The organism is Nocardia niwae NBRC 108934 = DSM 45340 (assembly GCF_001613465.1).
GTDB lineage: Bacteria > Actinomycetota > Actinomycetes > Mycobacteriales > Mycobacteriaceae > Nocardia > Nocardia niwae.
The window spans coordinates 23,175-49,724 of sequence record NZ_BDCK01000023.1 but is presented as its reverse complement, the minus strand read 5'-3'; the positions used below and the strand labels follow the sequence as shown (position 1 = coordinate 49,724).

The window sequence follows — 26,550 nt, the reverse complement described above, 5'->3', positions numbered from 1 at the left end:
TCTCGTCCCGAATCCCCGGCTAGAACGGCCACCAGCGCGGACAGGGCCGCGCTACCGGTCAGCGGAAGGCACGCCGGTACGCCTGAGGCGTCACCCCCACGGTCTTGCGAAAGACTTTCCGGAATGCGGCCACCGAGGCGAACCCCGTTCTATCGGTGATGCATTCCATCGTGAGAATGGTCGTCTCCAGCAACACTTGGGCCTTGCGCACCCGGACGGTCTGCAGCCACTCGTTCGGCGTCATCCGGACCTGCTCGTGGAAGCGCCGGATCAGCGTGCGCTTGCTGACTCCGGCTCGATCCGCGAGATCCAGCACGGTGATCTTCTCACCGAGCATCGTTTCCGCCCACTCCAATGTGGGATTGATGGATTTGCTGTCCGCCTCCGATCGCGGACGTTCCGCGATGAACTGCGCCTGCCCCCCGTCACGGGTCAGTGGCATCACCGAGAGCCGGGCGGTATCCGCCGCCACGGCGGTCCCATAGTCCTTACGCACCATGTGGAGGCACAGATCCAGCCCTGCCGCAGCGCCGGCCGAGGTGAGGATGCCCCCGTTGTCCACATACAGGACCGTGGGATCGACGCGAACCCGCGGATAGCTTCGCGACAGTTCGGTGGCGGCCATCCAATGCGTTGTCGCCCGCCTTCCGTCGAGCAACCCGACCGCGGCGAGAGTGAACGCCCCCAGACAGATCGATGCCACCCGCGCGCCACGTTCGTGGGCCCGCACCAACGCCTCACGCAGTCGATCCGATGGCCGCGACCGGTAACTCATCGCTCCCGGAACGATGATGGTTTCGGCCTTCTCCTCGAGATATTCGAGGTCGCCGAGACATGAGAGCCCGAAGAACTTCGACGGAACGTCGGAGTTCACCCCGCAGACCTGAACCTCGTACGCCGCGGTTCCGTCCTCCTGCTTGGTCCGGCCGAAGATTTCCAGCGGAACCGCGAGATCGAACGGAATCACGTCGTCGACGGCCAGAACAGCCAATGACCTCATGTCCCGGACCTAGCCGACCCGCTGTTCGGCTTCCGGCCCGGCCACCACCAATCCGGCGCGAATCAAGCGCTTCAGCGCTCGCCCCTGCAACACCGTCAACCGTGGCGCCAGCTCCGACCAGCGGGCGGGGCCACGGTTCAGCGTTTCCCACAGCTCCTCGCCCCCATCTCGCTCCAGGCACCGCACCTCGACGCTCGGGTCGGCCACGGAGTAGATGCGATGGCAGGCAATGGCATCGGCGAGCGGCGACGGCGCCGCGTCGCTGTTCGCGATGGGGTCGCGCCAGTACATGGCCAGTCCGTCGCGAGCCGCCTGCGGGATCTCGAACGGCGGCGACATCCCTTTGAAACCCGGAATGTCCGCCGCCACGCCCGTGCGAATGCGCGCGTCCGCCGACAGCGCCACGATATCGCTCCCGGCCAGCTCGACCGCGTCGGCGGCGGTGAAGGCCCGCAGGTAGGGCCCCTCGGTGGCCAGGTCACGCGGATCGCGGGTGCCCTTGGTCATGATGTTCAGCAGGTCGGGCACCAGCGCGGTGTTCAGCAACGCCTGGAACGTCCCTTCGGTGGCGTTGTCGACCTCCACCCGCCTGCCTTCCGCGCTCCAGTAGGGACTGTCCGGATGCGAGCGCGAGATCTCGTGATACCACTGGTCGATGCTCAGTGCCCACGTCTCCGCCATCCCGCGCCACTCGACGTCGTAATCGCGCCAGAGATCTTCCTTCGATTGCTCGTCCAGGTCCTTGTCGAACGTCTTGCGCAGGACCAGCGCGGCCGCCCACGCTTGCGTGACGGCGAAGGACATCCCCGAGGAGAACAGCGGATCGACGAAGTACGACGCGTCCCCGACCGCCATCCAGCGATCCGCGTACGAGCCGAAGCACTCGCTCACCCGGGAATAGTTGGTGGCCGTCAGCATCTCGGCACGAATCGGCTCCGCGTTCGCCACCAGGTCCTGCAACACCGGAATCGACTTGATCGTCTTCAGGAAGATGTCCGGATCACGCAGATCCACGCGGGCGATAGACTCCGGGTTGGTCACGATGCCGATGGACCACACGGTTTCCCGCCTGCCGTCGACCAACCGAGGCGTCGGGATATACCACACCCAGCCGTGTTCGAAGGCCACCGCATAGATCGGTGACAAGTCGTCAGCGCGGAAGACGTTCCAGTCGCCCGCCGCCCGCTGTGCGGGCACGCAGTTGCGGTAGTGCGACCAGACGGCCACGTTGCGGTAATCCGACAGCCACTGCTTGTCACGCTGCGAACCGCGGGCGGCAACCTGATTCGCCCGGCCGGACGCGTCGACGAAATAGCCTGCGGTGACCTCGGTTCCGTCTTCGAGCACCACCGTGGCCTGGTCGTCACCGGGCAGGAACGACACCACCCGCACGCCCTGGAAGACGTCGGCGCCGCAGGCCTCGGCGTGCTCGAGCAGCACGGTGTCGAATTCGGCGCGATTGACGTGCACCGACCACCGGTACACGCCGTCGGTCAGATAGTCCGAGTGCTCGAAGAAGCCGACGAAAGGCCGGTCGGTGTCCCACTGGTAGATTCCGCCGAATTTCTGGATCCAGCACTCGCTCGCGAGCACCTTCTCCAGTGCGCCGCTGGCCTGGAGTACGGGAACGAGGGGGTGCGCCCCGGATTCACCGATGTGCTCGCGCGGGAACACCTCGCGATCGAAGATCGCCACACGCAGATCCGTGTCGCGGCAGAGCATCGCGGCGAGCGTGGACCCGGCGGGACCTCCGCCCATGATCACCACGTCGTACTCGTCCGCAGGTCTGTTGATAGGAGTAGCCATTGACATTCCTCTCTGATGGCCCGATTGCTCAGATGATCTGAATGCGCTGCAGATGCCGGGAGACCGATCCGGTGAACGCATTCCTGCCGTGCAACAGAGCGTGGTTCTCGGCCACCACGATGTCGCCGGTCCGCCACTCGTGGGCGTAGCAGTAACGAGCGTCGTGCAGCCGCTCGCGCAGGTCCTCCAGGACGCGGACGCCGTCCTCGGCCGAGATGCCGTCCACCGTCAGGAACAACGGATTGGCGTAGCGGGCGGGATCCAGTGGTTCGGCGTATCTGATCGTCGTCTCACCGGTCGCCGGGTGGGCACCGAGCAGGGGCCATTCGGCCAGGCCGCCATAGTGCGCCAGCTTGTCGGTCCGGTAGGTGATCGTGGTCCGGGACCACAGCTGTCTCAGGTCTTCCGGCGCCTCCCGATAGGCCTGGACACTGTCACAGAACACCGTCTCGCCGCCCGCGCCCTCTCCGCGCACGCACTGGAAGAGGAAGAACCGCGGCACCTTCTCGGCGAACGCACCATCCCAGTGGAACGGCACGTCGCCTTTGTCGAACAGGTAGTTCTCGGCCGTATCGCGGACCACCAGATCCAGAATCGAACCGAAGTTCCACTGCAGGATCTCTCCTGCCGCACGGCAGTAATTCTCGAGTTCCGGCTTGCCGAGCAACCCGAACCCGCGCAGCACCACCACTTTTTCCTGGAGCGTCAGCCCGAGCAACTCCTCGATCGGCACGTCGGCGAGGGTGCGCCCCGCCGCATCGGACGCCACCAGCCGGCCGAACGGCCGCAGCGGCTCGCTGTCCAGCAGAACCTCGTTCAAGCTTTTCGTCATGGGTTTCCTCACCCTCGCTGTGTTTCGGTCTCCGGCGTGCGGCCGAGGACGAAATGACTGGGACGGCTGTTGCGCCACACCACGCGGGCACCCAGTTCCTCGGCCTGCATCCGCTTGACCAGCGTGTAGTTCGATCCGTCGTCCAGCACCACGCCGTGCCACGGCGTCAGCCAGCTGTCCTGGGTGCGCAGCAGATGGAATCCGATCTTCTCGGAGTGGTTGGTCTGCGGATGGATCGAAAGCCGCACCGCATCCGGGAAGATCTCCGCCATCAGACGGCTCCACGCTTGACTGCGCTGCACCACTTCGTAAGCCGTCTCCTTCGATCGGTTCCGCCGCTGCGTGGCGGACAACTCGGGCAGCAGCGCGGCATTGTCCTCGACCATGAAGCGATGGATCCCGTTGAACATCCGCCGGGCCGCGGGATCGGTCCGGACCGCCTCGCGCAGCACGTCGATGCCGTCGGAGTACTCCTTCAGCAGCCGCGGCCTACGTTCGTCCCAGCTCATCTCCGGCATGGCGTCGCGCAGGCCGTACAGACCGATGGATCCCCCGCCGGTCGACCGGATGATGCGGCGCAGCTCGTCGCCGTAGTCGTCCACGTGACCGTCCGGGATGCCCAACGCGTCGCTGAAGACGTGGCCGTCGGAACAGATCGTGACGATCGCGCCCGGCCGGTAGACGGCCGAGATCTGGTCGGAGAACCCTTGCAAGGACTCGATCGCGAGCGTCTCCGCCATATCGGGCAAGCGCCCCAGCGTCTTCCGGCGATTACGCGACTTCGCCGGGAACGCGGGAATGATGAAGTGGACCGGCACGCCGGCCTCGAGGTATCGGATCACCTTGCTCAGGTGCGGTGCGTAGCAGTCCGCACAGGGGGCCAGGTCGCACAGGGACTTCGATTCGGCACTGCGCCGGCGCGCGAAGACTATGCGAAGTATCTGTGTGGCAACGGATCCGACGTCGTCGCCGGGTCTGTGGTGCAGTCGTGGTCGTCCGAGCTCCTGGACGCGCTCGGAGCCGTTGTCGACAGTCGTACTCATTACTACCTTCCGGACACACAAACGAGCGCACGCAACCGGACCGCACGGCTACAATTCCGCTATCAGCGCGGACCGAGCCGTCGGTAGCTGCCTGCGATCAGAACGTCGTAGTGGGATACGGATTCAGGCGCCGGATTCCATCCGATATCCGGGATCGGCGAGCCCCGATGCTCACAGCCGAATCTGAATCACGTGGCCCATTCGAGGAAACACCCCCCACGTTTTATAACCGAAACTGTGGTTTATAACACCACCAGGATACCGCTGCCCGGACGGCAGAGCAACCACATTGCCAGGCATGGGGATACAAATGAATTCGGAGGTCCGTGGCGACGCCACGGACCTCCGAACAGGAATTTCGATCTCCGTCGATCACTTACTCGGGAGCGTCTGGCCGGCCATCCTTTCTCCGGCGACCGCAGGTCGTTTCGGCCGGGCAAAGCGGCGCATCGCCGGAGATTCGACGAAGGTGAACAACAACCATGCGGCGAGAATATTGAGACAGAACAGGCCGACGATCAACAGCACCGCGACGGGAGCACTGAACGTGGCGGCGTTCATCAACCGACGGACGTAGAACAGCGTTACGCCTTGACAGATATAGAAGGCGAACGAGATCTCGCCGAGCCGCACGCAGAGCCGGCTGGACAAGAATTTCGAGGTGCCGTCGAGGTCCGACTGCGCCGCCGACGCGATCAGCAGCGCGAGCGGAACAGCGGTTGCCAGGATGAAGCCGATGTAGAACGGCGTGTACGTCGCAACCGCGTATCCCGCTCCGACCGCGGCCACGGCCGCCCACAACGGAATCCGTATCCACCGGCCCTCCGCCACTATTCTCGCCATGAAAACACCGAGAAAGAATTCGAAGAGACGCGTCGGCGGAAAGAGATATCCGAACCATAGCTGCAGCACGGGTATGGGCGTGAGTTCAGATTTCTCGGAACCCGGGATGACGAATACGGTCAGCAGTACGATCACGCCCATGCCGGCCACCATCGCCGCGGCTCCGTACCACAGATATTTTCCGTCGATACGCAGCACCAGTGGGATCAGGAACGGAAACAGAACGTAGAAGAGCAACTCACAGGACAGTGTCCACGACGGCGTGTTGACCCCCGCATTGATGTAGTTCTGCGGAAACCAGGCGTGCAGCAGGAAAAGATTCGGCAGCCATGCCTTCCACGGCGTGATCGCCGCCGCGAACAGCACCATCGACGTCACCCACAGCGTCAGGTGGTTGGGGAATATCTTGACCACGCGCCGCCGGATGAACTGCAGCTTGCTCGATCCCGGTTTCCACGACCAGGTCAGCACGAAGCCGCTCAGGATGAAGAAGAACGAGACCCCGAGGAACCCGGCTTTGCCGACGACCCACGCCGCGTTGTACGCGAGATCCGGGTCGGCAAAGAGATTCACCGGCTTGTAGGGCGGTATCGGCGAGTTGGGCAGCATCACATGGAAGATGAAGACCGAGAATGCCGCGAAGAACCGCAGTCCGGTCAACGACGGCAGCCGCTTGCGATTGTCTACTTCCATCGCGATCAACCCAGACCCACGACGAAGGGGAACTCCGGCCTGCCGCCGAGCACGAAGGCGCCGGTGGACTGGATCACCTGGTCGTGTGCGATGATGTGCCGCGCCATGGTGTTCGTGTCGCGCAACCAGATGTCGAGCGGATTCGGCCGGTAGATCGCCTCGGTGCCGACGAGCTCGCACAGCCGGGTGACGATCCGCTGCGCGGCGCGGAAGGCGTTCGTCCTGGCCAGCGCGGTCGCGATCCGCAGGTCGGTGGGCAGATCCGCGAAACGCTTGCCCTCCAACGCGTCCCACAACTCCGCCACCGTGTTGACAACGGCGCCACGCGCGACGATGTACTCCATCTCGCACTCTCCGAGCAGGTACTGGGCACGGTAGTTGTCGGCCCACTTCTGTCCGGTCGCGCTCACGATCTTCCCGTCCGCGATGCCGCGCACGTAGTCCAGCGCCGCACGGGCCGTGCCCAGGGGCACACCCGGCATGATCCGGGCCAGCGCCTCCGGCTCGGACAACCTCCCGCGACAGCTCTTGCGTTCGCTGAACGCGAAGGAATGGTGGTCGGGGACGAACAGATCCTCGACCGCGTAATCGTTGCTGCCGCTGCCGCGCAGGCCGGTGGTGTCCCAGGTGTCGAACACCGCGACCTGATCGCGGCGCATGAAGAAGAGCCGGACGAGCGGCCCGCCTTCCGTGGTCTCCTCCATGCGGCCGCCCGAGGTCACGAAAGCGCCGCCGATGACCAGGTCCGCGTGCGTGATCGCGCTGCCGAACTTCCACCGTCCCGTCAACCGGTAGCCGCCGGCCACCCGTTCGGCGCGACCGGCCGGGAAGATCAGTCCCGCGGTGATCAGATCCTGTGTGGGCATCAACTCCGCGACGGCACGCTCATCGAGATATCCGGCGTAGATGCCGGTGGCGGCGCCGATCATGGCGCACCAACCGGTGGCGGTGTCGCCGTAGGACAGCGCCTCGACGATTTCCAGTTGCTCGAGCGAAGTCAAGCCGGGGCCGCCGATCTCGGCGCTGAAACACATTCGGTAGACGCCGATCTCGCGAAGGCGCTCGACGATGTCCACCGGCAGTTTGCGCTCGGCATCGATCTCGCTGCGGCGCGCCGCCAGGTCGGGGGTCAGCGAACGCACCGCCGTCAGCAGGGAGGTCGCCGAAATTGTTGCTGCAGTCATGTCCGAACTCCTAAGCCAGAGTGGTTGCGTGCGATGGCGGCCGCTCGCGCAGCAGAAGCTCGATCGCCGAGGTGGTCTGTTCGGGCCCGAGGGCCGAGTAACCGCCGTCCACGGTCCACTCGGCGCCGGTCACGAAGCTCGCCTTGGAAGATGCGAGAAAGGCGGCCACCTCGCCGATCTCGCGCGCGTCGCCCGCCCGGCCCAGCATGTGGAACCGGGATGCGACCGCGTCGGTGCGGGCCCGGTCGCCTTCGGTGATCTCGTTCATCACCCGCGACCAGGTCCAGCCCGGCGAGACGCTGTTCACCCGGATCCCGTCGGCCGCGTATTCCAAAGCGAGACTGCGGGTCAGCTGCAGCAACGCGGCCTTGCTGACCGGGTATCGAAGACGCCCGGCCTGAGCGATGCGTCCGCTGGGCGAAGTGAAGGTGACGATGGCCCCGGACGTCTCCCGCAAGGCGCTGCGCGCCTGCGCACACAACATCGCGGTACCGGCGACGTTGGTGTTCAGCACCTCGAGCCACTCGGCCCGCGCGTCCCGGCCGGGCCCGTCGTCACCGTAGACGCACGCGATGTTGACCAGCGCGTCGATCCTTCCGTGCCGATCGATCGCGGCTTCGACGAACGACCGGATCGACTGATCGCTGCGCAGGTCGACGGGGACGAAGACGGCTCGATCGCCGATCGCCGCGGCCGCCTCCCCTCCGCCGTCGGTATCGATGTCTCCCAGTACGACATTCGCGGAATACTCGGCGAAGACACGAGCTACTTCAGCGCCGATGATGGTTGCCGCACCGGTTACGAGTACTGTCTTACCTTCGAACAACGTCGACTCCCCTCGGCTGCGCCCTCCGACCGGCACAAGCCATGGGTGGAAGTATTCTCGCTGGAAAGAGCGACCAGCCAGTACGATCCGCGTCAGAGATGGACTCCTTTGCGCCAGTGGGGGCAAGACCACGGCGCCGATCGTGGCGTGGATCACTGTCCACTCTCGCCGGTCGGCCGGGTGAGATATCGTCGCAGAGCAGACAGTCCATGTTTCGGGGGTTCCGCGCTGCGATCGGTGCGATACGGAGATGCCCCGTGCCAGTGTCGAATCCGATCCCGCGATGGCCTCGATGTCGAACGGAGTCGAGGCGTTGCCGAGCAACCAGATGATCTTTCTGTTACTTGATCTCGTATTGATCGTGGGCGCGGCGCGTCTGCTCGGCTGGCTAACCGAGAAAGTCGGCCAGCCCGCGGTGATCGGCGAGATCGTGGCGGGCGTGCTCGCGGGTCCGACGGTGCTCGGCGCGCACCTGTCGGAGACGATCTTCCCGCACGACATCCGTTCGTATCTCACGGCATTCGCGAACGTCGGCGTGATGATCTTCATGTTCTCGGCCGGACTCGAGATGGATCTCCGGTCGGTCGCCGGTCGGCGGCGGTCGGTCACGGCGATCGCGCTGTCGGCCTATCTCACGCCGTTCGCGCTCGGTTCCGTCATCGCGCTCTGGGCGCTGGCCCGGCACGACGGCGGCAACCGGCTGAACTTCGCGCTGTTCCTCGGTTGTGCGCTGGCCGTCACCGCGTTTCCGGTGCTGGCCAGGATCCTGCACGACCGGGGGCTGCTCAGCACCCGGCTGGGCCAGTCGGCCATGACCTGCGCGGCACTGGACGACGTCCTCGCCTGGTGCGTGCTGGCGGTGGTCATCGGCGTCGCCCGGCCGGGCCTCGATCACCATTGGCGGTTACTGTTGTTCGTTCCGCTGGTCGTGGTGTTGTGGTGGGCGGTGCGCCCGGCCCTCGACCGCTTGGCGCGCTCCGGCTCCGAGAAGCACCTGAGCAACATGGTCTTCCTCGGCGTCGCCGGCGCTCTGCTGCTCGGAGCTGCGACCGAATGGCTGGGACTGCATCTGATCTTCGGCGCGTTCCTGTTCGGAGTCGTCTTCCCGCGGCGCCTGCGCGCCGCCGTCGACAGTGGCGCCCAACTGCTCAGCAGCATCTTCCTGCCCGCGTTCTTCGTGGTGGCCGGTCTGCAAGTCGATCTCGGCGGACTCGATCGCGCCAGTATCGCGGAATTCGCCGCGATCATGGGCGCGGCCCTCGTGGGCAAGCTCGGCGGCACCTACGTGGCGGCTCGCCTGAGCCGCACCGACCGGACGGAGGCCGCGGCCCTCGCCGCGTTGATGAACACGCGCGGCTTGACCGAGCTGGTGATCCTGAACATCGGGCTGACGATCGGCGTCATCGACCAGCGGCTGTACTCGCTGCTGGTCATGATGGCGTTGATCACCACCGCGATGACGGCTCCGCTGCTGAAACTCTGTGGCGTCACGTATTCCCCACACCGCCGTGAGAAACCGCCGGCGCTGGGCGAAGACGGGCGGCGCACCGATTCCGCCGTTCAGGCCGAGGCCACAGCCCCATGACGCACCGGAGCGGCACTCCGGAGATCACCGGCACCGGGGGTGCCGAAAGCGGCTCCGTCCCGGCCGCGTTCGTCGATGTCGACGAAACGTTGGTCCGGAGTGTCACCTTCTTGTCCTTGTTCTCCTTCGATGCGCGACGACGTGGGCGCGGCGCCGAGGCCGACGCCGTGATCGAGGAATTCCGGGCGCTCCGCGCCGCCGGAATGAGCCGCGGGGAATCCCATCGGTGGTTCTACCGGCACTGGAGCGGCCGCGACGTCGCCGACCTCGGGCACGTCGGCCGGGAATGGTTCGCGTCCCGCGCCGCTGACCCGGCGTTCTTCAACATCGCGGTGCGACGGCGGCTGGCGGAGTTGTCCCGCGCCGGGAGCCGGATCGTGCTGGTGTCCGGCTCGTTCGCCCCGGCGCTGTGCCCGATCGCCGAGGCCGTCGGCGCGACTTCGGTGTTGTGTACGAGCTTGGCGACGGCGGCCGGTAAGTACACCGGCGAGGTCCTCGCGACGATGGTCGGCGCCGACAAATCCGCGGCATTGCACCGATACGCCGAGGAGGCGGCCATCGACCTGTCGTCCTGCGCGGCATTCGGCGACCACCACTCCGACGTCGCGATGTTCGAGCTGGTCGGCCACCCGGTCGTCGTCGGCGACGCCGATCCGCGGCTGCACGGCTATCCGGCGCAGCGGCTGCCCGGCTGGACGGCACCCGTCAGTCGCGGATCGTGAACATGCGCCGATACTGCCCCGGGCTGACACCGAGATGGCGCTTGAACACCGCCCGGGTGTTGGCCGGATTGCCGAGGCCGACGCGGTAGCCGATCTGATCGATGGGGAGTTCGGTCGTCTCCAGCAGTTCCCGCGCCTGGTTCAGGCGGGCACTGGTGATCCAGACGTGCGTGGAAGTTCCGGTCTCTTCCCGGAATCGGCGGACGAAACTGCGGCGCGAGAGATTCGACCGCCTGGCGAGGTCTTCGAGCGAATGCCTGCGGTCGAGATTCGCGAGGATCCACGCGCGTGTCCCCGACAGCACGCCCGTGGACGTCTGCTTGGGGAATTGCCGGGTGTACTGGGCCTGCCCGCCCTCGCGGACCGGAGGGGCCACCAGATCGCGGGCGCGCTCGTTGGCGGCCGCCGCGCCGATGTCCTTGCGCACCACGTGCAGGCACAGATCGATCCCGCTGGTCACGCCTGCGGAGGTCAGCACGTCGCCGTCGTCGACGAACAGGCGATCGGCATGGACCTCGACGTCGGGATACCGGCTCTGTAGCAGCGGTGCGGCTCGCCAATGCGTCGTCGCGGGCCGGTGGGACAGCAACCCCGCGGCGGCCAGAGCGAACGCGCCGGTACAGATCGACAGCATGCGCGCGCCTCGCCCATGCGCGTCACGGAGCGCGCGGAGCACCGGTTCCGGCGGCGGCGTCGCGTAAGAGGCGTACCCGGGTACCACTACCGTCTCGGCGTGCTGCAACGCCTCCAGCCCGGCCACCGCCACACAGGACAACCCCGGCACCGACGTCGGCGCCGTCGGCGAGACCGCGCACACTTCCAGCCGGTAGTTCGGGTCGGAACCGAACACGTCGATCGGGATCGCGGCATCCAGAACGACGACTTCGTCGGGGATGACCACGGTGACCCGGCGCGCGCCCCCATCCGATTGCATGGCCCGATCGTAGCGGTGATCGGCACTCGGGCTACTACCCCGGTCTTCCGGCGCACACATAGCCTCGCTTGAGCATCCGAGCCGACAAGCCGAAAGAAGGGGTTTGATGTCCGATTTGACGGACTTCTCCACCAGCAACGGAGGGTTCCGGGGTGTGGTCGTGACCGCCGTCGAGATGTCGACCGCTGTCGGCGCGAACACCGACGCGACATGGAAAGGACTGCTCGCCGGGGAGACCGGGATCGCCAAGGTGCAGGACCCCGACTTCGAGCGCTTCCAAGTCCCCGTGGATATCGGCGGCCAGTTCAAGCTCGATCCGACCGACGAACTCAGCCGCGTGCAGAAGCGCCGCATGTCCTACGTCCAGCAGATCGCCTATGTCATGGGCAACCGGATCTGGGACACCGCGGGCCGTCCCGAGGTCGATCTCGATCGGCTCGGGGTCTGCATCGGCACCGGCCTCGGCGGCGCCGACACCATCATCGAGTCCAACGACCAGATGCAGAACGCGGGCTACCGCAAGGTCTCCCCGTTCGCGGTGCCCATGGCCATGCCCAACGGCGCCGCCGCGGTGGTCGGGTTGGAACTCGGCGCGCGAGCCAGCGTGATCACCCCGGTCTCCGCCTGCGCTTCGGGTTGTGAGGCGCTGGTGCACGCGTGGCGTTCGATCATCCTGGGAGAGGCCGACATCATCGTCGCGGGCGGTGTGGAGGGCCGGATCAATCCGCTGGCCGTGGCCGGGTTCTCGATGATGCGCGCGTTGAGCACGCGGATCGACGAGCCCGAGCGCGCCTCCCGCCCGTTCGACCGGGATCGCGACGGTTTCGTCTTCGGCGAGGCCGCCGCGCTGTTCGTGCTGGAGTCCGAAGACCACGCGCGGGCGCGGGGGGCCAAGCCTCTGGCGCGCCTGATGGGCGCGGGCCTGACCGCCGACGGTTACCACATGGTCTTGCCACATCCGGAGGGCGCCGGCAATATCCGGGCGATGCGCCGCGCGATCGAGACGGCGGGCGTGAGCCCCACCGACATCGACCACGTCAACGCCCATGCCACGGCCACCCCGTTCGGCGATCTGGCGGAAGCCAAAGGGATCCGCGCGGCGGTGGGCGATCACGCCTCGGTCTACGCGCCCAAATCCGCGCTGGGGCACTCGGTCGGCGCGGTCGGCGCGGTCGAAGCCGCCTTGACTGTGCTCAGCATCCGGGACGGGGTGGTGCCGCCCACGCTGAATCTCGACAATCAGGACCCGGAGATCGAGCTCGACATCGTCCACGGCAGCGCGCGCACCCAGGACATCGAGTACGCGCTGAACAACTCGTACGGTTTCGGCGGCCACAACGCGGCGGTCGTGTTCGGCCGCTGCTGATCGGAGCGCCCCCAGCGAGGGGGTCACGCATGACGGGTTCGCCGGCCGGAATCCTCCTCGCCGGTTCGGTCGCTCCCGGCGCTTCGGCGGGCGCGCTTTCCGCGCGCGATTTCCGTCGCGAGCGCATCGAGCGGTTGCGCGAACCGGTGCAACGGGTCCGCCAGCTCGGTCAGCCAGGCGCGGGCGACGTCGACGCCCGTGGGGTCGAGGGCGTACCACCGTCGAGTGCCCTCGGCGCGGACGAGCACCAGCCCGGCGTCGCGGAGCACCTTGAGGTGCTGGGAGACGCCGGGCTGCGAAATCGGCACGTGCTGCCGCACGGCGGCGACCACTGCGCCCGCGGACTGTTCCTCGGTCGCCACCAATTCGAGGATGAACCGGCGAACCGGGTCGCCGAGCGCCTCGAAGATCTGCGCGGGTGCCCGATCCATCAGGACTCGGAGCCGTCCTCGGGAACGACCGTGTAGAAGTCGACAGTCCGCAGCGCCGCCGAATTCGCCGCGGCGGGGTCGTCACCGTCGCCGACGGCAGCCTTCGCCCAGTCCAGCGCCGCTGTTCGGACGAACGCCACCCCCTCGGGCGTCGTCGGGAAGGCAAGGCCCTCGGCCGAGTCCACCGCAGCTCCGCTCGAAAGATGCAGCCCGAGGCCCATCAAGGCGAGATCCCACCCGACGCCGACCGCGCCGGGTCCGTACTGCTCCCAGAACTCCGGAGCGACCGGAGCCTCATGCCGCAACTCCAGCTCGGTGCCGTCCTCGGTCGGCGTGAGAGCGACCGTCACCCAGGAGATCTGCGGGCCCATCTCCCACGTCACGGCGAATCGTTCCGGCGCATCGCACTCTTCGACGACCCCATTGGCGTTGCCCTCGAGCTGATAGCGGCCGCCGACCCGTAGGTCCCCGCTGACGGGCAGGAACCAGCGCGGGATCCGCTCGATATCGGTGAGCGCGTCCCACAGATCCGCCTGATCGGTCGGGTAGCGGCGGCGGGCGACGGCGATCCGGGTCGGCGTGCCGTCGCGCGATCCGGTGCGGACTTCGCGGGTGACCAGCCCGGCGACGGCGGCGGGATCGGACAGCAGCGGCATGACAACCTCCTTGATAAGTTTTCACTTATATTAGCGCCCGGACGCGAGTGCGCAACCACCCGACAGCGCCCCGACCCCTGTCGCGCGGCCCGACGCCGCGACTCGCCGGGCGGATCAGCCGTTCGCGGGGACTCCCGCGATAGCGCGCAGCGCGGAGATCATGCCCGCGACCGGGATGCCGGGGTCGATCGATCGGAACAGGCCCAGCCCGACGCCGAGCGCCAGCACCGCGACGGCCGCTTCCGCTTGCGGCATCGGGGCATCGAGATCGCCGGTCGCCTTCAACGCCGCGCCGACCATGCCCGCGATATTGCCGAGGCGGGTCGCGAGTTCGGCGCGAAGATGCTCATCCCGCCGCGCCTGGACGCTGAACTCCAATTCCAACTGCGTCCAATCGGGATCACCGACCACCCGTTCGGCCCATTCCGTCATCCGCTCCAATCGCTCGGCGGGCGTAGGCGCGGCGATGATCGCGGCGACCTCCGCCGCCCGTTCCCCGTGGATTTCGTCGAGCACGGCCAGACACAACTCGTCTTTGGTGCGGAAGTTCGAATACACCGCCCCTTTGGTGAAACCGGCTGCTTTCGCGACCTGATCCAGGGTCGTCGCCTGATAGCCCTCCGCCAGAAAAAGCCGCTTGGCGGTCGCGATCAATACGGTGCGCGTCCGCGCTCGACTTTGCGCTCGTGTCGGCCGCGAACGCCCTGTCCCCCGAAGCGGCCGACACTCATCGCTATTCCCGGACAATCTCTACCCCTTACAGATACTCTCAGTATCCGATTCTAGATGCCCTGGGTATCCCAATCGCAGGAAGGATCGCATCGTGAGGAGCCGAATACTCAGATTTGCCACAGCCTTGACTGGAACCCTCCTCGTGGTCGGGGGCGGGGCGATCGCCGCCCCGCACGCATGGACGGAACCGGCCGCGGAAGCCGTGGCCGGCGACGATTTCTACATCCCGCCCGCGGCACCGGCGGGCGCGCCGGGCTCCATCATCCGCACCGAAGCGTCTCGTCTGGCGATTTCGGCACCCGGACAGCCGGGGCAGATCCCCGCGACGTCGACGCGGATCATGTACGTCAGCAGTGATACCCACGGCGAGCGAGCGGCGGTGGTGGGGACCTATCTGGAGCCGGCTCAGCCCTGGACCGGTCCGGGTGAACGCCCGCTGATCGCCTACGCGGTCGGCACGAAGGGGCAAGGCGATCAGTGCGCGCCCTCGAAACTGCTCGCGCAGTTCATCCAATACCAGCCTCCGTTCGACGTAATCGTCGAATACGACGTGCTGGCTCTCTACACCCTGCTGGCCCGCGGCATGGCGGTGATGGTGACCGATTACCACGGTCTGGGCACACCGGCGGTGCACGACTATCTCAACCGGAAAGCTCAGGCGTACGCGCTGCTCGATTCCGCGCGTGCGGCGCTGCAATTGCCGGGTACCAGTCTTCATCCCGGCTCGCCCGTCATCCTGTACGGATACTCGCAGGGCGGCATGGCTTCCGCCGGCGCGGCGGAACTGCAGCCGAGCTACGCCCCCGAGTTGAACGTGCGTGGCGCCTACGCCGGCGGACCGGTCGTGGACGACGAATACTTCATCGGATTCAACGACGGCCGGGCCGCACTCGGACCCGCCTTCGCATGGATCCTCAACGGCGTCGCCGCGAACTATCCCGAGACCCGGGCGGTGCTCGACGCCGAACTCAACGACACCGGCAAGGCGATCCTGCGGGAGTCGCTGGACAAGTGCGCCGTACCGGTCGGACTGGCCCAGCAGTTCCCGAACACCTCGCAGTGGACCACCAGCGGGCAACCGCTCACCGCGGTGATCGATCAGTCTCCGATCCTGAAGGCGGCGTTCAACGATCAGCGCGTCGGCACGCTCACTCCGCGCGTGCCCGTCCTCATCGCCTCGAGCCCGATCGATGAGGGTGCGCCGTACGTCCCCGTCCGCGAACTGGCTGCCGGATGGTGCGGCGGTGGCGCGCCGGTTCAACTGAATGCGAACGGCGAGCTGCCCAGCGTCATCGCCGGCTTGCGGGCCACCCACGTGCTGGCGTTCTTCCCGTCGCTGGTGGCCTCCCAGCAGTGGATGACCGAGCGGCTCGCCGATCAGCCCGCCCCGTCCAACTGCGGGGCACTGCCCTGATTTGCGGAAACACCGAGCGGTCGGATACCGTCGGTATCTCGATTGGAGTCTCGGCGCAGCGCTTCGCGCAGGGGTTCTGCCCATAGCGCCGTGATCTCCTCGCACAGTGGTCGGCCGCGGTTCGGTCCCACGACCGAGCCGCGGCCGACTTGCCTGCCCGGAATGCACAGACCCCGAGGCCGGCAGGATGCTTCACCCGCAATCGTTTGCAATACCCGCCGACCAAGTCGGCGGGTGATTCGCGGTGAGTTGGCTGCTTTGCCTGTTCCGCCGTTCGTCAGCTAGGTCGATTTCGGTACAGAAAGGTTCGAATGTCGGAGTTGGCTCATCCCCACCGGCCTGAGCCGCTCAGGTGCGCACAGCGGTGATACTCGGAGATCCGGCCCGGATCCACTCCCCCTCGACGTGGCAGCGCCGCCTGCCGGACGACAGGAGGTCGATCCCTCGCTGCCGAAACATCGGTCATGCGGTCGAGATCTCCATGGCCGAGGCGATCGCGGATGCCGGAGACGGCCGAACGAGGCCCGGCTGGACACGCCACCCGTACCGGAGCTTTCCCGAGAAGACCCCCTCCGACCGATCTTCGACGCCCGGCTCGCAGACGCGCACCGCCCGCTCAGACGGCGGGTTCGACAGTTCGCCACCATTCAGCAAACTTCTAGCTATTCTGAAGTCTTGCTCATGGTGTAAGCGTTGTCCGCAATCGGAACTGTCGGTTGAGTGTCGTCCTCACGGATCGGCGAGATGACTATGACGATCTTCGAGCACACGCGAGCACGCGACCCGAAGCGTTATCTGTGGGTTCTGGGTTTGATCGCCCCGGGGTGCGCCCTTCTCCCCTCTCAGCTGGTGGTGCACACCGGGCTGGAGGTGTTCTGGTGGATCGGCCCCATCATCGTTCTGGTGATCATCCCACTACTGGACTGGGTCATCGGCGACGATGGCAGCAACCCTCGCGATGAAGACTACGAGGCGTTGTCCAACGACCGGTACTACCGGTGGTGCACCTTCCTCTTCCTGCCGCTGCAATTCATCGGTCTGCTCATCGCCGGCTACTTGTGGGCCAGCCATGAGCTGAGTCTGGCCGACAAGCTCGGTTTGGCCGTCACCCTCGGCTTCGTCTCGGGGATCGGCATCAACGCCGCGCACGAACTCGGTCACCGCTCCGAACGTCTCGAACGGTGGCTGGCCAAGATCGCGCTCGCGCAGTCCGGGTACGGGCACTTCTTCGTCGAGCACAACCGCGGCCATCACGTTCGCGTGGCCACACCCGAGGACCCCGCCAGCGCCCGCTACGGCGAGTCGCTGTGGCAGTTCCTGCCGCGCACGATGACCGGCGGATTCCGCTCCGCCCTCGCCCTGGAACGCCAGCGGCTGGCGCGCAACGGCAAACGCTGGCTCAGCCCCGCCAACCATCTGCTGCAAGCCTGGGCGATGAGCGCGGCGCTGTTCACCGGCTTGATCGTGGTTTTCGGCCCCGTCATCACGCCTTACCTCGCCATTCAGGCACTCATCGGCGCGGGTCTGCTGGAAACCGTGAACTACGTGGAGCACTACGGACTGCTGCGCACCCGGCGCCCGGACGGCCGCTACACCCGCTGCTCGCCGCGCGACAGCTGGAACAGCGACCGCTTGGTCACGAACATCTTCCTGTTCCACCTGCAGCGCCACAGCGACCACCACGCCAACCCCGGCCGCCGCTATCAGACCCTGCGCAGCTGCGAAGTGGCGCCCCAACTGCCCGCGGGCTACGCCACTATGGTCGTGCTCGCCGCGATCCCGCCGCTGTGGCGCGCGGTCATGGACCACCGCGTCCTGGCCCACTACAACGGCGACCTCACGCTGGTCAACACCAAGCCGCGCAGACGCAAGCTCGTCCTGCCGATCCGCCGTTCGCGTGCGGAGGCGCCGACGGAGACGAACCCTCGCGCCCAGAGCAACAGCCCGTCCACCGACGCCGACGAGGACTGGTTCCCGACCGGCGCGAATCGGTGACGCGGCTACGCGCGGCCGCCCTCCACGAGCTTCCGGGCCACGGACTCAAACCAGCGCGGATCGGTGCCGCGCATCGGGTTTGAGGCAGGTGAACTGCATGACGTCGGTGTGCCCGCGGCGGAAGTACTCGGCGGACCCGGTCAGATACCGCAGGTAAGCGTCGTAAGTGCCCGGTCCGGCGAGCTGGACCGCCTGATCCCGGTGTTCGCGCAGGGCGTCGGCCCAGCGGTCCAGCGTGGTGGTGTAATGCGGACCCAGCGCCTGGACGTCGGCGACGGTGAATCCGGCGTCCTCGGCGTATTCGATGATTCCTTTGGGATGGTGGCCGGTCGGTAGCGGGAGCTGGCCGCCGGGGAAGATGGTCTCGCGCAAAAATCGCAAGAAGGCGAAGTCGTCGCTGGTGATCCGGCCTCCGTGTGCCCGCAGATGGTCACGGCTGTGGCTGACCACGGTCTGCAGCAGCAGCACCCCGTCCGCGGGCATGATCCGGTAGGCGAAATCGAAGAACTCCCCGTAGCGGTCCACCGGCAGGTGTTCCAGCGCTCCGATGCACACGATCCGGTCGGCGCGGCGGTCGAAATCTTCCCAGCCCTGCACGCGCACGCCACCGTAGGGGCGGCCACGGATCAGCCGGTCGACGAGCATGTCCCGCACGTACCGGTACTGATTACGGCTGCGAGTCAACCCGATCGTGTTCACCCCGTAGGTGTCCATGGCGCGCAGCATGGTCGCCCCCCAGCCGCAACCCACGTCCAGCAAAGTCATCCCCGGCTGCAGATCGCATTTGGCCAAGGCGAGGTCGATCTTCGCCACCTGGGCTTTTTCCAGGGTGTCGTCGGGGCGGGTCCACAGGGCGCAACTGTAGGTCCGGGTGGGGTCGAGGAACAGTCCGAAGAACTCGTCCGGCAGCTCTTCCCGGGAGAGAACCTCGCGGTAGAAGGGAGCTTGAACACTCATGATGGCGGAACTTTCTCGCAAACCAGCACTGCTGTTCAGCGGGAGCCGCCGGGTCACGGCGGCTCCCAGCCGGACGCGACCACGATGTCCGCAGAAGCACCGACCACACACGCTGCCGACGAGGACGCCCACGTCGGCGACAGCGTCACCGCCGTGCCCGGCCCTCGACCGGCACCCCTTCACGCTACCTCGACATACGAGAACCTGTTCTCGTAACCGGACATCTCAGCAAACCGGCGGCGGCGACATGCCGCCTGACCGCCGGAAGAACTCGGCCCCCGTCACGCCTTTCGAGCAGAAGACATAGGCTCCCCACCTGCGCAATCACCTGCCCTCACGCGCACCGACTAGAGCCCTGATCAGGTAGCGCACTACTCGGGTCAATACGCCAGCAGATAGCTACATTTGCTTCATACCTCGATTCGCAGCACCTGCCGCCCGGCCTCGGACGGGTTGGTCACCACTCGGCGCGGAGTGCGGCACGCCGCCGTGACGACGTTGTCACGGCTCGCGGGCAGGACCTCTCGGCAGGTGCTCGGCAACCGGACACCAGAGGCGACCCGGCAGTGCGCTTCCTCCGCAGCCGCAGTCGTGAAGCGTTCGGCGCGACCGGTTACCCGTCACGCCGGTGGTCATCGCGTCTCGCCTGCCGGGTGGCCCCGGCGTCGGCGATCACTGATCGAGCGGCAGCCCTGCGGCATGAGCGAAAGTGCCCAACCAGAGCCGGAATTCGTCGATCGAGGAGCACGCCGCCGGAGCGCACTTCCGCCCGGGCGAACCATCGGGCCAGCGTGCCGGTGTGGTCTTCGACATCGATGGCGTCGTCACGTCCGTCGCCCCGGCTTGCCCCGCGGGCGTCAGCCCGGTGCAAACACGGTGACGAAGGCGGCGTCGAGACCGCGCGGGACCGCCGATTCCTGCGACATCGCGGGAGTAGTTCGACATGTCGCCGACCCCTGGCCCGCCTTCGTGCAAGAGCACCACGGCATCCCGCGTATCGGCCTCGCTGTAGAAGATGTCCCGCGCGCCGACCGGACCATCCGCCCCGTCTCGGCGGCGTTGTCGATTGCCACCACCATTCCCCCGGGTCACCGATCTGATGTAATCATCAGTTATGCTAAAAACCTCCAAACGATAATAATGATGACACCATCAGATTTGATTGCGTTACGTCCCGGGTGCGCCAGAGTGGGGTTCCGCCCTCTTCGAACCCGGCGCGTCCGGAGAAAGGACGGCCCAATGAACCGCATCGACGTACATCAGCACCTGATTCCCCCGGACTACGCCGAGGCGCTGCGGGCGCACGGCGTCACCGCCCCCGGCGGACGTGCGCTGCCCGAGTGGAGCGCCGACGGGGCACGTGCGTTGATGACGCGGGCCGGGATCGCTTCGGCGGTGCTGTCGGTGTCGACTCCCGGCACCACCTTCCTGGCCGATCCGGCAGAGGCGGCCGGACTCGCCCGCTCGCTCAACGACTACACCGCCGAACTGGCGCACGCCGGACCCGGCCGATTCGGGTTCTTCGCCACCCTCGCGATGCCCGACGTCGCCGCGGCCGCCGCCGAGGCCGAGCGAGCCCTCGACCAGCTGGACGCCGACGGCGTCGTGCTGCTGGGCAACGCGGCGGGGACCTATCTGGGCGAGGAAGGGCAGGACGACCTCTTCCGCGTTCTGGACCGGAGAGCGGCCGTCGCGTTCGTCCATCCGGCCGACCTGCCCGCGCCCGCCGTGCCGGGCGTTCCTCCGTTCGCGGCGGATTTCCTGCTCGACACCACCCGGGCCGCCTTCCTGCTCGTGCGCAACGGCATCCGGCGCCGGTATCCCAACATCCGTTTCATCCTGAGTCACGCCGGTGGGTTCGTCCCGTATGCCGCGCACCGCATGGCGCTTGCCATCGTCAACGACACCGGGCGCAGCCCGTTGGACATCCTCGACGACTTCGCCGGGTTCTATTTCGACACCGCGTTGTCGGCCGGCGCCGCGGCGTTGCCGAGCCTGCTCGCGTTCGCCGACCCTGGGCACGTGCTCTACGGCAGCGACTGGCCGTTCGCCCCCGACCCCGCGGTCCACTATTTCAATGCCGGACTCGATACCTTTCCCGGATGCGACGACGCCACACGGCGAAACATTGAGCGCGACAACGCCATTGCCCTCTTCTCGAAGTTCGGTGACCTCGCACCCGCCCCGGAACCACCGCTGCTCAGCAGGGCACGGGCGAAACTGCGGCGCAGGTTGTTCCGCGGCGTGGCCCGGGCAGTCGCCCGCCGCTGAGCCCGGTGCGCCGGATCGTCCGCTTCTCGGCGTGGATCAGGCGTTCCGGCGTCCGGCGCTCAGTCGCTCGAACTCGGTCGCGCAATGCGCGGAGAACACGGTCACCGTGTCGCCGTGGTCGCGGACGAGTTCCCGCAGTCGCCGCTGATTCTCGATCCGGGACTGCCGCCGAGTATCCACGTACCACTGGAAAATCCGCGGGCCCAACGGCATAGACGGCTCGGCGCGCATTTGACCGTGGTAGGTGTAGGCGTCACCGGCGTGCAACAGCCAGCCGTTTCCCGTGTCGACGGCGACACCGGCATGACCGCGGGTATGCCCGGTCAGCGGAACGAGGAGTATCCCCGGTGGCAGGCCACGCAGTTCGCGCACCGCCTGGAAGCCGAACCAGCGCTCGGCACCGCTGTCGGAGTCGTCGTAGACCGTCCACTTGGGCTCGTGCTCGAATTGTATTCGGCGATAGCGGAATTCCTCGCGGCGACCGTAGGGGCCTTCGACGGCTTCCAGCTCCGCTCGGTGGACGTGCACGGTGGCCGAGGGAAAATCCGCGAGGCCGCCCGCGTGATCGAGATCGAGGTGCGTCACGATGATGTCCCGGACGTCCCCGCGGGCGAAGCCCAGCGCCTCGACCTGCTGGGCGATCGGCCGGTCGAGGACCGGGTGCGATTGCCGGATGAGTTGCCGCCCGACCCAGGCATCCGGCCGGGTCAGCGCCTGTTCGCCGTAGCCCGTGTCGATCAGGACCAATCCGGCCGAGTGTTCGATCAGCAAGCAGTGACACGCGCCTGCGGCCCTGCGCAGGAACCCCGGTCGGCCGTCGAACAAACGGCCGCCGAAAGGACGAGTTCCCCCGGCATCCAGATGATGGACACGCACCAGTCCGCTCCTATCCGCGCCGCCTGGTCAGCCACCCTACCCACGCGCCCCCCAGAGGCGACAGACGCCGATCACGCTCGGGTCCTGCCGCCCCCGCCTCGACCGATGTCAGGCGATCTTCACAGTGCCGCCGTCGATGACGTAGTCCGCACCGACGATATTGGCGGCCTTCGGCGACGCGAGGAAGGCGACAAGGGCTGCGACCTCCTCCGGTTCGCTGATCCGGCCGGAGGCGATACCGAACTGCCCTGGCACCGCCGCGAGCAGTTCTTCCTGCGAAATCCCCTGCACTGCAGCAAACTTGGCGCCGACGCCGTGTGGTCCACGCCACAGCGGCGTGCCGACCACACCGGGAGAGACGGTGTTGAACCGCACCCCGTGCGGACCGTATTCCTCGCTGAGCCGCTTGGTGAGCGCGGTCAGCGCGGCCTTGGCCTCGCTGTAACCGACCGGCCCCGCGGCCGGGAGATGCTTGTTGATCGACGAAATGGTGACGATCGAGCCGCGCCGCTCGAGCAGGCTGGGCAGGGCCGCGCGGGTGACCCAGATCGCGCTGAACAAGTTCAGATCGAACAGCTCTCGCCACTGCTCGTCCTCGACATCGAGGAAGCCACCGAGATCGAGGCTGGCCGCGTTCACGGCGCCGACGTTGTTGATCAGGATGTCGATGCCGCCCAATTCGCCGAGCGCCGCGCCGATCAGCCGGGACGCCCCCGCCGATGTGGCGAGATCGACGGGAACGGCTGCGACACTCGCCTTTTCGAGTTCGGGTGTGATGGTGCGCGCGGCGCCCACCACCCGGACGCCCTCGGCGGTCAATGCTTCGGCGACGGCCAGGCCGATGCCGCGACCGGCGCCGGTGACGACGGCGGTCTTGCCGGACAGTTCGAGATCCATGGTTGATCCTCTCTTTCTTGAACTACAGGTCAAAAATTCGGGCAGCAAGCGCGACGGTGGCGGGACATCGGAATTCAGAGGCCGGCCAGAGCGGTGTCGATGATGCGATGCAACGTGGGCGCGTCGTAGGTCTTCGCCATCACGCGCAGGCCGACGATGGTGTTCATCAGGAATTCGGCCGCCTCCCGCGGGTCGGTGCCCGCCCGTACGTCACCGTCGCGCCGCCCCTGGTCGATGCGGGCTTCCAACGCCGCGATCACGTGGTCCTGCATGGTGCGCACCGCCCGGGTGATCTCCGCGTCGTGCCCCGCCAATTCCATGGCGGTGTTCACCGCCAGGCAGCCGCGCCGAACCGGCTGCGCGAGATCGGCCTCGACCATGCCACGCAGGAAGGCGGCCACGCAATCGCGAGTGGAGCCCGGGCGGGTCAGGATGTCGTCGGCCAGCTCGACCCCCAGGCGGTCGTAGCGGTCCAGAGCGCGGTCGAACAACGCGCGCTTGCTGCCGAAAGCGTGATACAGGCTGCCTTTCCCGATCCCGGTGGCCTCGGCCAACTGCGCGGGAGAGGTATTGGCGTACCCATGGGTCCAGAACGCCTCCATGGCCCGCTCCACCACCGTGTCGGCGTCGAAGTTGCGCGGCCTGCCCATGACCGGAACCGTAATCGTTATCAACCTAGAGGTCAAGAAAAGCGGAATCGGAATCGTGTCGAGCACAATGCTGCCCGTTGGTCGTGCGCCTCGCTAACGTTCCCCGGGAGGACGTTGTTACGGAGGAGTGCGCGGTGACCACTGAGTCGACCATCGGCGTCGATACCGCACTGCACCCGCTCGACGACCCGGTCCGGTCGTCGCTGCGTGGCGAGCACCGCCGGTTCGCCGGCTGGGTGGGACGGGTCGGCCGCTACGACCCGCAGGTCGCCAGGTTCGTGGGCCACCCGCCGGTGCTGGACGCGCAGGACTGGGCCGACCTGGCCACATTGCTCGGACCGGGCGGCAGCACCGCGTTGCGCGGCTACGGCCACATGCCACCGGACGAGTGGACTGTGCTGCACGAGATGGACTCGGTGCAAATGGACGGCACCGCGCTGCGCGTCGCCCATGACCCGGAACTGGACGTTCTCACCGCAGCCGATATACCGGAGATCCTGGAACTGATCGCCCGCACCGAACCGGGCCCGTACGCGCCGCGGACCATCGAGATGGGCGCCTATCTGGGCCTGCGGGTCGACGGCAGACTGGTCGCGATGGCCGGGGAGCGCCTGCACCCGCCGGGCTGGACCGAGATCAGCGCCGTCTGCACCGACGCGGAGTTCCGTGGCCGCGGCTTCGCCACCCGCCTGGTCCGCGCGGTCGGCGCTGGCATCCGCGCGCGCGGCGAGACACCGTTCCTGCATGTGCTGGCCCGCAATACGACAGCGATCGGTTTGTACGAGACGCTGGGATTCACGCTGCGCAAACGCTCGAAATTGACGGTCGTACAGGCACCGTCCTCGCCCGGCAGCGCCCTGCGCTGACGCATGCCGGCTGGTTGCCATTGAGAGTTCGATCACTCCTTTGCGACCGCCCGGGACGAACACTCCACACAGCGAGTAGTTGCCGAATCCGATGCGGCCGCGCTGGATCCAGCGCATATTCGACGGACGATCAGTCGACCGACGACCGACCGGCTCTGGAGCACTCTGCGCCGGTCCACCGGCGTTTGCCGTCTCGGACAGTTCGCGCTGCGAACCGGGACAGACCGGGGTACGCTCCCGTGACGTAAGTCGAATTATGCTGCGGTGGAACGCTTTTGGTGGACCGGTCGGTATGACGGACGGGTCCGGCCGCGGCGCCAATTGCCGGCGACGTAAGCAGGGGAGTTCAGACGTGTCGAGGTGGCACCGGGCACACACATGGTCGGGATACACCCCCCGCCCAGCAGGCCTGCGACTATTCTCCCCCGCCGCGTGTCCGCGGCTTCTCACACACGCATTCCTTCGGTAGCCGAACGGCTTTCCACGCAGGGCCGGATTCGCCTACGCCAGAGAAGCCGTGCGGAGTCTGCCGTCGATCTCGCATTTCTCCTCCAGGAGTCCGTTTTGACTATCCCCCCTTGTCTTTCGCTGCCCTTCGATCCCTTCGGTGCGCACGCGTGAAACTGTATTCGGACGAATTCGCCGCCGACCCCCACGCCGCGTACCGGCGGATGCGGAGTGATCACGGCCCGCTCGTCCCGGTCGAAGTAGCACCGGATGTGTCGGCAACCTTGATCATCGATTACCGCACGGCCTTGGACGTTCTCACCGACCCGGCGCGTTTCTCGGCCGATCCGAGCGAATGGGAACAGAATGTGTCGCCGGAGTGCCCGGTGCCGTGGGCGATGCGATGGCGGCCGGACGCCTCGCGCGCAGCGGAAGACGAGCACGCCCGCTACCGGAACGCGGTCACCGGCAGTCTCGACCGGATCGATCTGCACGGGCTGCGCGACACGGTGGAACGCACTGCCGTGTCGCTGATCAACGGTTTCTGTGCGGCCGGTTCGGCGGATCTGCTCAACGAGTACGCGATTCCGCTCACCGTCCGGGTGCTCGAGGAAGTACTCGGATTCCCACCGGGCATCTGTGAAGACGCGTACACGGCGATGATGAACCTGCGCGACGCCGTCGACCCCGCCTCGGTGGACGAAGACCGGCGAACGCTCAACACGGCTATGCTCGCGGTGATCTCGGCCAAACGAGCAGCGCCTGCCGGAGACGTGGCGTCTTGGCTGGTCCAGCATCCGGCGCGGCTCAGCGAAACCGAACTCGTCCATCAGATGGCCCTGCTGTACACCACGGGAGCCGAGCCGACCTGGAATCTCATCGCGCTCACCGTGCTGTTGCTGCTGACCGATGACCGATTCGGCGGCGAGCTGCTCGGCGGAGCATTGTCCACCCGCGACGCCCTCGACGAGGTGCTGTTCACCGATCCCCCGACGGCGAATTCGTGTGTGCGATACCCGAATCAGCCGCAGATCGTCGGGAACGTGTGGCTTCCACAACATCAACCGGTGCTGGTCGGATTGGCGGCCTGCAACAACGATCCCACGACGGTAGCCGGCGACCGCCACGGCAATCGCTCCCACCTGGCTTGGGGCGCGGGTCCGCATACCTGTCCGGCCCAGTCGGTCGCCATGGTCATCGTCCAGGAAGCGCTCGACCAGTTGCTGGATGCCCTACCGGAGATCCGGCTCGCGCTCCCCGCCGCGGAAGTGAAGTGGCTGCCGAACTCCTTCCATCGGGCACCGGCCACCGTCCCGGTGACCTTTCCGGAGTCGCCACCCCTCGCTCTGCCTTGAGACTCGTGGGGGTGCCGGATCAACCGACACGGCAAGCGAGGGACTTGCACCGAATCCAGTGGCCGCCCCACGATAACGGGAGCACCATGGCCGAATCGCGCCGCTGGCGGCAGGACGGGATGGCCGCGTCGGAGGCACGCGGCGCGGACCTGCGGTTCGCCTTCCTCCC

24 protein-coding genes are annotated in these 26,550 nt (G+C 66.9%); 9 read left to right on the top strand and 15 right to left on the bottom strand.

Annotated elements, in window-relative coordinates:
* Positions 1 to 58: 58 nt before the first annotated feature.
* From NNI01S_RS15175 to NNI01S_RS15145, 7 genes are all read right to left on the bottom strand, one after another.
* A complete protein-coding gene (locus NNI01S_RS15175) occupies positions 59 to 1,000 on the bottom strand; it encodes a GlxA family transcriptional regulator (RefSeq protein WP_063020752.1) in 942 nt (313 codons plus the stop codon).
* A 9-nt stretch (positions 1,001 to 1,009) separates the two neighbouring features.
* Complete coding sequence (locus NNI01S_RS15170; RefSeq protein WP_063020751.1) at positions 1,010 to 2,806, bottom strand: NAD(P)/FAD-dependent oxidoreductase; 1,797 nt, start codon at positions 2,804 to 2,806, stop codon at positions 1,010 to 1,012.
* 28 nt (positions 2,807 to 2,834) lie between these two features.
* A complete protein-coding gene (locus tag NNI01S_RS15165; protein ID WP_063020750.1) occupies positions 2,835 to 3,638 on the bottom strand; it encodes a TauD/TfdA dioxygenase family protein in 804 nt (267 codons plus the stop codon).
* 8 nt (positions 3,639 to 3,646) lie between these two features.
* Positions 3,647 to 4,681, bottom strand: coding sequence for an L-tyrosine/L-tryptophan isonitrile synthase family protein (locus NNI01S_RS15160; RefSeq protein ID WP_063020749.1), 1,035 nt, complete (start codon positions 4,679 to 4,681; stop codon positions 3,647 to 3,649).
* Between the two features lie 372 nt (positions 4,682 to 5,053).
* Entirely contained in the window at positions 5,054 to 6,217 is a 1,164-nt protein-coding gene (locus NNI01S_RS15155; RefSeq protein ID WP_063020748.1) for an acyltransferase family protein, read from the bottom strand.
* Positions 6,218 to 6,222: 5 nt separating this feature from the next.
* Positions 6,223 to 7,401, bottom strand: coding sequence for an acyl-CoA dehydrogenase family protein (locus tag NNI01S_RS15150; protein WP_063020747.1), 1,179 nt, complete (start codon positions 7,399 to 7,401; stop codon positions 6,223 to 6,225).
* Positions 7,402 to 7,411: 10 nt separating this feature from the next.
* Positions 7,412 to 8,227 (bottom strand): SDR family oxidoreductase, encoded by an 816-nt coding sequence (locus NNI01S_RS15145; protein ID WP_063020746.1) that lies wholly within the window; start codon positions 8,225 to 8,227, stop codon positions 7,412 to 7,414.
* Between the two features lie 250 nt (positions 8,228 to 8,477).
* Here NNI01S_RS15145 and NNI01S_RS15140 point away from each other — a divergent pair, with 250 nt between their 5' ends.
* Both NNI01S_RS15140 and NNI01S_RS15135 read left to right on the top strand, forming a co-directional pair.
* Entirely contained in the window at positions 8,478 to 9,812 is a 1,335-nt protein-coding gene (locus tag NNI01S_RS15140) for a cation:proton antiporter (RefSeq protein ID WP_063020745.1), read from the top strand.
* Positions 9,809 to 10,534: an HAD family hydrolase gene (locus NNI01S_RS15135; protein WP_063020744.1), complete on the top strand. Its 726-nt coding sequence runs from the start codon at positions 9,809 to 9,811 to the stop codon at positions 10,532 to 10,534. Before NNI01S_RS15140 ends, NNI01S_RS15135 begins: the two co-directional genes overlap by 4 nt.
* Here the strand turns inward: NNI01S_RS15135 and NNI01S_RS15130 are convergent.
* The gene (locus NNI01S_RS15130) at positions 10,518 to 11,468 is read right to left on the bottom strand and encodes a GlxA family transcriptional regulator (protein ID WP_063020743.1); all 951 of its coding nucleotides are present in this window, start codon (positions 11,466 to 11,468) and stop codon (positions 10,518 to 10,520) included. The two genes, NNI01S_RS15135 and NNI01S_RS15130, sit on opposite strands and share 17 nt — an antisense overlap.
* A 106-nt stretch (positions 11,469 to 11,574) precedes the next feature.
* Here NNI01S_RS15130 and NNI01S_RS15125 point away from each other — a divergent pair, with 106 nt between their 5' ends.
* Complete coding sequence (locus tag NNI01S_RS15125; protein ID WP_063020742.1) at positions 11,575 to 12,834, top strand: KasA/KasB family beta-ketoacyl-ACP synthase; 1,260 nt, start codon at positions 11,575 to 11,577, stop codon at positions 12,832 to 12,834.
* Between the two features lie 23 nt (positions 12,835 to 12,857).
* Here NNI01S_RS15125 and NNI01S_RS15120 read toward each other — a convergent pair whose 3' ends face one another.
* The 3 genes from NNI01S_RS15120 to NNI01S_RS15110 all read right to left on the bottom strand — a co-directional run bounded on the left by NNI01S_RS15120 (position 12,858) and on the right by NNI01S_RS15110 (position 14,575).
* Entirely contained in the window at positions 12,858 to 13,265 is a 408-nt protein-coding gene (locus NNI01S_RS15120; protein WP_063020741.1) for an ArsR/SmtB family transcription factor, read from the bottom strand.
* The gene (locus NNI01S_RS15115) at positions 13,265 to 13,921 is read right to left on the bottom strand and encodes an SRPBCC family protein (protein WP_063020740.1); all 657 of its coding nucleotides are present in this window, start codon (positions 13,919 to 13,921) and stop codon (positions 13,265 to 13,267) included. Before NNI01S_RS15115 ends, NNI01S_RS15120 begins: the two co-directional genes overlap by 1 nt.
* Positions 13,922 to 14,035: 114 nt before the next feature.
* Entirely contained in the window at positions 14,036 to 14,575 is a 540-nt protein-coding gene (locus tag NNI01S_RS15110) for a TetR/AcrR family transcriptional regulator (protein ID WP_245676151.1), read from the bottom strand.
* Between the two features lie 202 nt (positions 14,576 to 14,777).
* Between NNI01S_RS15110 and NNI01S_RS15105 the strand changes: the two genes are divergently transcribed.
* Together NNI01S_RS15105 and NNI01S_RS15100 are read left to right on the top strand one after the other, a co-directional pair.
* Positions 14,778 to 16,067 carry a lipase family protein gene (locus NNI01S_RS15105; protein ID WP_157114806.1) on the top strand — a complete coding sequence of 430 codons (1,290 nt, stop codon included), beginning with the start codon at positions 14,778 to 14,780 and terminating at the stop codon, positions 16,065 to 16,067.
* Positions 16,068 to 16,811: 744 nt separating this feature from the next.
* The gene (locus NNI01S_RS15100; protein ID WP_157114805.1) at positions 16,812 to 18,062 is read left to right on the top strand and encodes an alkane 1-monooxygenase; all 1,251 of its coding nucleotides are present in this window, start codon (positions 16,812 to 16,814) and stop codon (positions 18,060 to 18,062) included.
* A 45-nt stretch (positions 18,063 to 18,107) separates the two neighbouring features.
* Here NNI01S_RS15100 and NNI01S_RS15095 read toward each other — a convergent pair whose 3' ends face one another.
* Positions 18,108 to 19,019 (bottom strand): class I SAM-dependent methyltransferase, encoded by a 912-nt coding sequence (locus NNI01S_RS15095; protein WP_063020737.1) that lies wholly within the window; start codon positions 19,017 to 19,019, stop codon positions 18,108 to 18,110.
* 709 nt (positions 19,020 to 19,728) lie between these two features.
* Here NNI01S_RS15095 and NNI01S_RS34520 point away from each other — a divergent pair.
* Entirely contained in the window at positions 19,729 to 19,899 is a 171-nt protein-coding gene (locus tag NNI01S_RS34520) for a hypothetical protein (RefSeq protein ID WP_157114804.1), read from the top strand.
* Between the two features lie 359 nt (positions 19,900 to 20,258).
* Positions 20,259 to 21,290 (top strand): amidohydrolase family protein, encoded by a 1,032-nt coding sequence (locus tag NNI01S_RS15090; protein WP_063020736.1) that lies wholly within the window; start codon positions 20,259 to 20,261, stop codon positions 21,288 to 21,290.
* Between the two features lie 36 nt (positions 21,291 to 21,326).
* Here NNI01S_RS15090 and NNI01S_RS15085 read toward each other — a convergent pair whose 3' ends face one another.
* From NNI01S_RS15085 to NNI01S_RS15075, 3 genes are all read right to left on the bottom strand, one after another.
* Positions 21,327 to 22,166, bottom strand: coding sequence for an MBL fold metallo-hydrolase (locus NNI01S_RS15085; RefSeq protein WP_063020735.1), 840 nt, complete (start codon positions 22,164 to 22,166; stop codon positions 21,327 to 21,329).
* A gap of 108 nt (positions 22,167 to 22,274) precedes the next feature.
* Entirely contained in the window at positions 22,275 to 23,063 is a 789-nt protein-coding gene (locus NNI01S_RS15080) for an SDR family oxidoreductase (RefSeq protein ID WP_063020734.1), read from the bottom strand.
* A 74-nt stretch (positions 23,064 to 23,137) separates the two neighbouring features.
* The gene (locus tag NNI01S_RS15075) at positions 23,138 to 23,713 is read right to left on the bottom strand and encodes a TetR/AcrR family transcriptional regulator (protein ID WP_063020733.1); all 576 of its coding nucleotides are present in this window, start codon (positions 23,711 to 23,713) and stop codon (positions 23,138 to 23,140) included.
* Positions 23,714 to 23,847: 134 nt separating this feature from the next.
* Between NNI01S_RS15075 and NNI01S_RS15070 the strand changes: the two genes are divergently transcribed.
* Positions 23,848 to 24,579, top strand: coding sequence for a GNAT family N-acetyltransferase (locus tag NNI01S_RS15070; RefSeq protein ID WP_063020732.1), 732 nt, complete (start codon positions 23,848 to 23,850; stop codon positions 24,577 to 24,579).
* 617 nt (positions 24,580 to 25,196) lie between these two features.
* Positions 25,197 to 26,381, top strand: a complete 1,185-nt coding sequence (locus NNI01S_RS15065; RefSeq protein ID WP_245676149.1) for a cytochrome P450 family protein — start codon at positions 25,197 to 25,199, stop codon at positions 26,379 to 26,381.
* The last annotated feature ends 169 nt before the right edge of the window (positions 26,382 to 26,550 follow it).

Coding starts and splice junctions, on each gene's coding strand:
- NNI01S_RS15175 (WP_063020752.1), bottom strand. CDS start 1,000: ATGAGGTCATTGGCTGTTCTGGCCGTCGACGACGTGATTCCGTTCGAT.
- NNI01S_RS15170 (WP_063020751.1), bottom strand. CDS start 2,806: ATGGCTACTCCTATCAACAGACCTGCGGACGAGTACGACGTGGTGATC.
- NNI01S_RS15165 (WP_063020750.1), bottom strand. CDS start 3,638: ATGACGAAAAGCTTGAACGAGGTTCTGCTGGACAGCGAGCCGCTGCGG.
- NNI01S_RS15160 (WP_063020749.1), bottom strand. CDS start 4,681: ATGAGTACGACTGTCGACAACGGCTCCGAGCGCGTCCAGGAGCTCGGA.
- NNI01S_RS15155 (WP_063020748.1), bottom strand. CDS start 6,217: ATGGAAGTAGACAATCGCAAGCGGCTGCCGTCGTTGACCGGACTGCGG.
- NNI01S_RS15150 (WP_063020747.1), bottom strand. CDS start 7,401: ATGACTGCAGCAACAATTTCGGCGACCTCCCTGCTGACGGCGGTGCGT.
- NNI01S_RS15140 (WP_063020745.1), top strand. CDS start 8,478: ATGCCCCGTGCCAGTGTCGAATCCGATCCCGCGATGGCCTCGATGTCG.
- NNI01S_RS15135 (WP_063020744.1), top strand. CDS start 9,809: ATGACGCACCGGAGCGGCACTCCGGAGATCACCGGCACCGGGGGTGCC.
- NNI01S_RS15130 (WP_063020743.1), bottom strand. CDS start 11,468: ATGCAATCGGATGGGGGCGCGCGCCGGGTCACCGTGGTCATCCCCGAC.
- NNI01S_RS15125 (WP_063020742.1), top strand. CDS start 11,575: ATGTCCGATTTGACGGACTTCTCCACCAGCAACGGAGGGTTCCGGGGT.
- NNI01S_RS15120 (WP_063020741.1), bottom strand. CDS start 13,265: ATGGATCGGGCACCCGCGCAGATCTTCGAGGCGCTCGGCGACCCGGTT.
- NNI01S_RS15115 (WP_063020740.1), bottom strand. CDS start 13,921: ATGCCGCTGCTGTCCGATCCCGCCGCCGTCGCCGGGCTGGTCACCCGC.
- NNI01S_RS15100 (WP_157114805.1), top strand. CDS start 16,812: ATGACTATGACGATCTTCGAGCACACGCGAGCACGCGACCCGAAGCGT.
- NNI01S_RS15095 (WP_063020737.1), bottom strand. CDS start 19,019: ATGAGTGTTCAAGCTCCCTTCTACCGCGAGGTTCTCTCCCGGGAAGAG.
- NNI01S_RS15090 (WP_063020736.1), top strand. CDS start 20,259: ATGAACCGCATCGACGTACATCAGCACCTGATTCCCCCGGACTACGCC.
- NNI01S_RS15080 (WP_063020734.1), bottom strand. CDS start 23,063: ATGGATCTCGAACTGTCCGGCAAGACCGCCGTCGTCACCGGCGCCGGT.
- NNI01S_RS15075 (WP_063020733.1), bottom strand. CDS start 23,713: ATGGGCAGGCCGCGCAACTTCGACGCCGACACGGTGGTGGAGCGGGCC.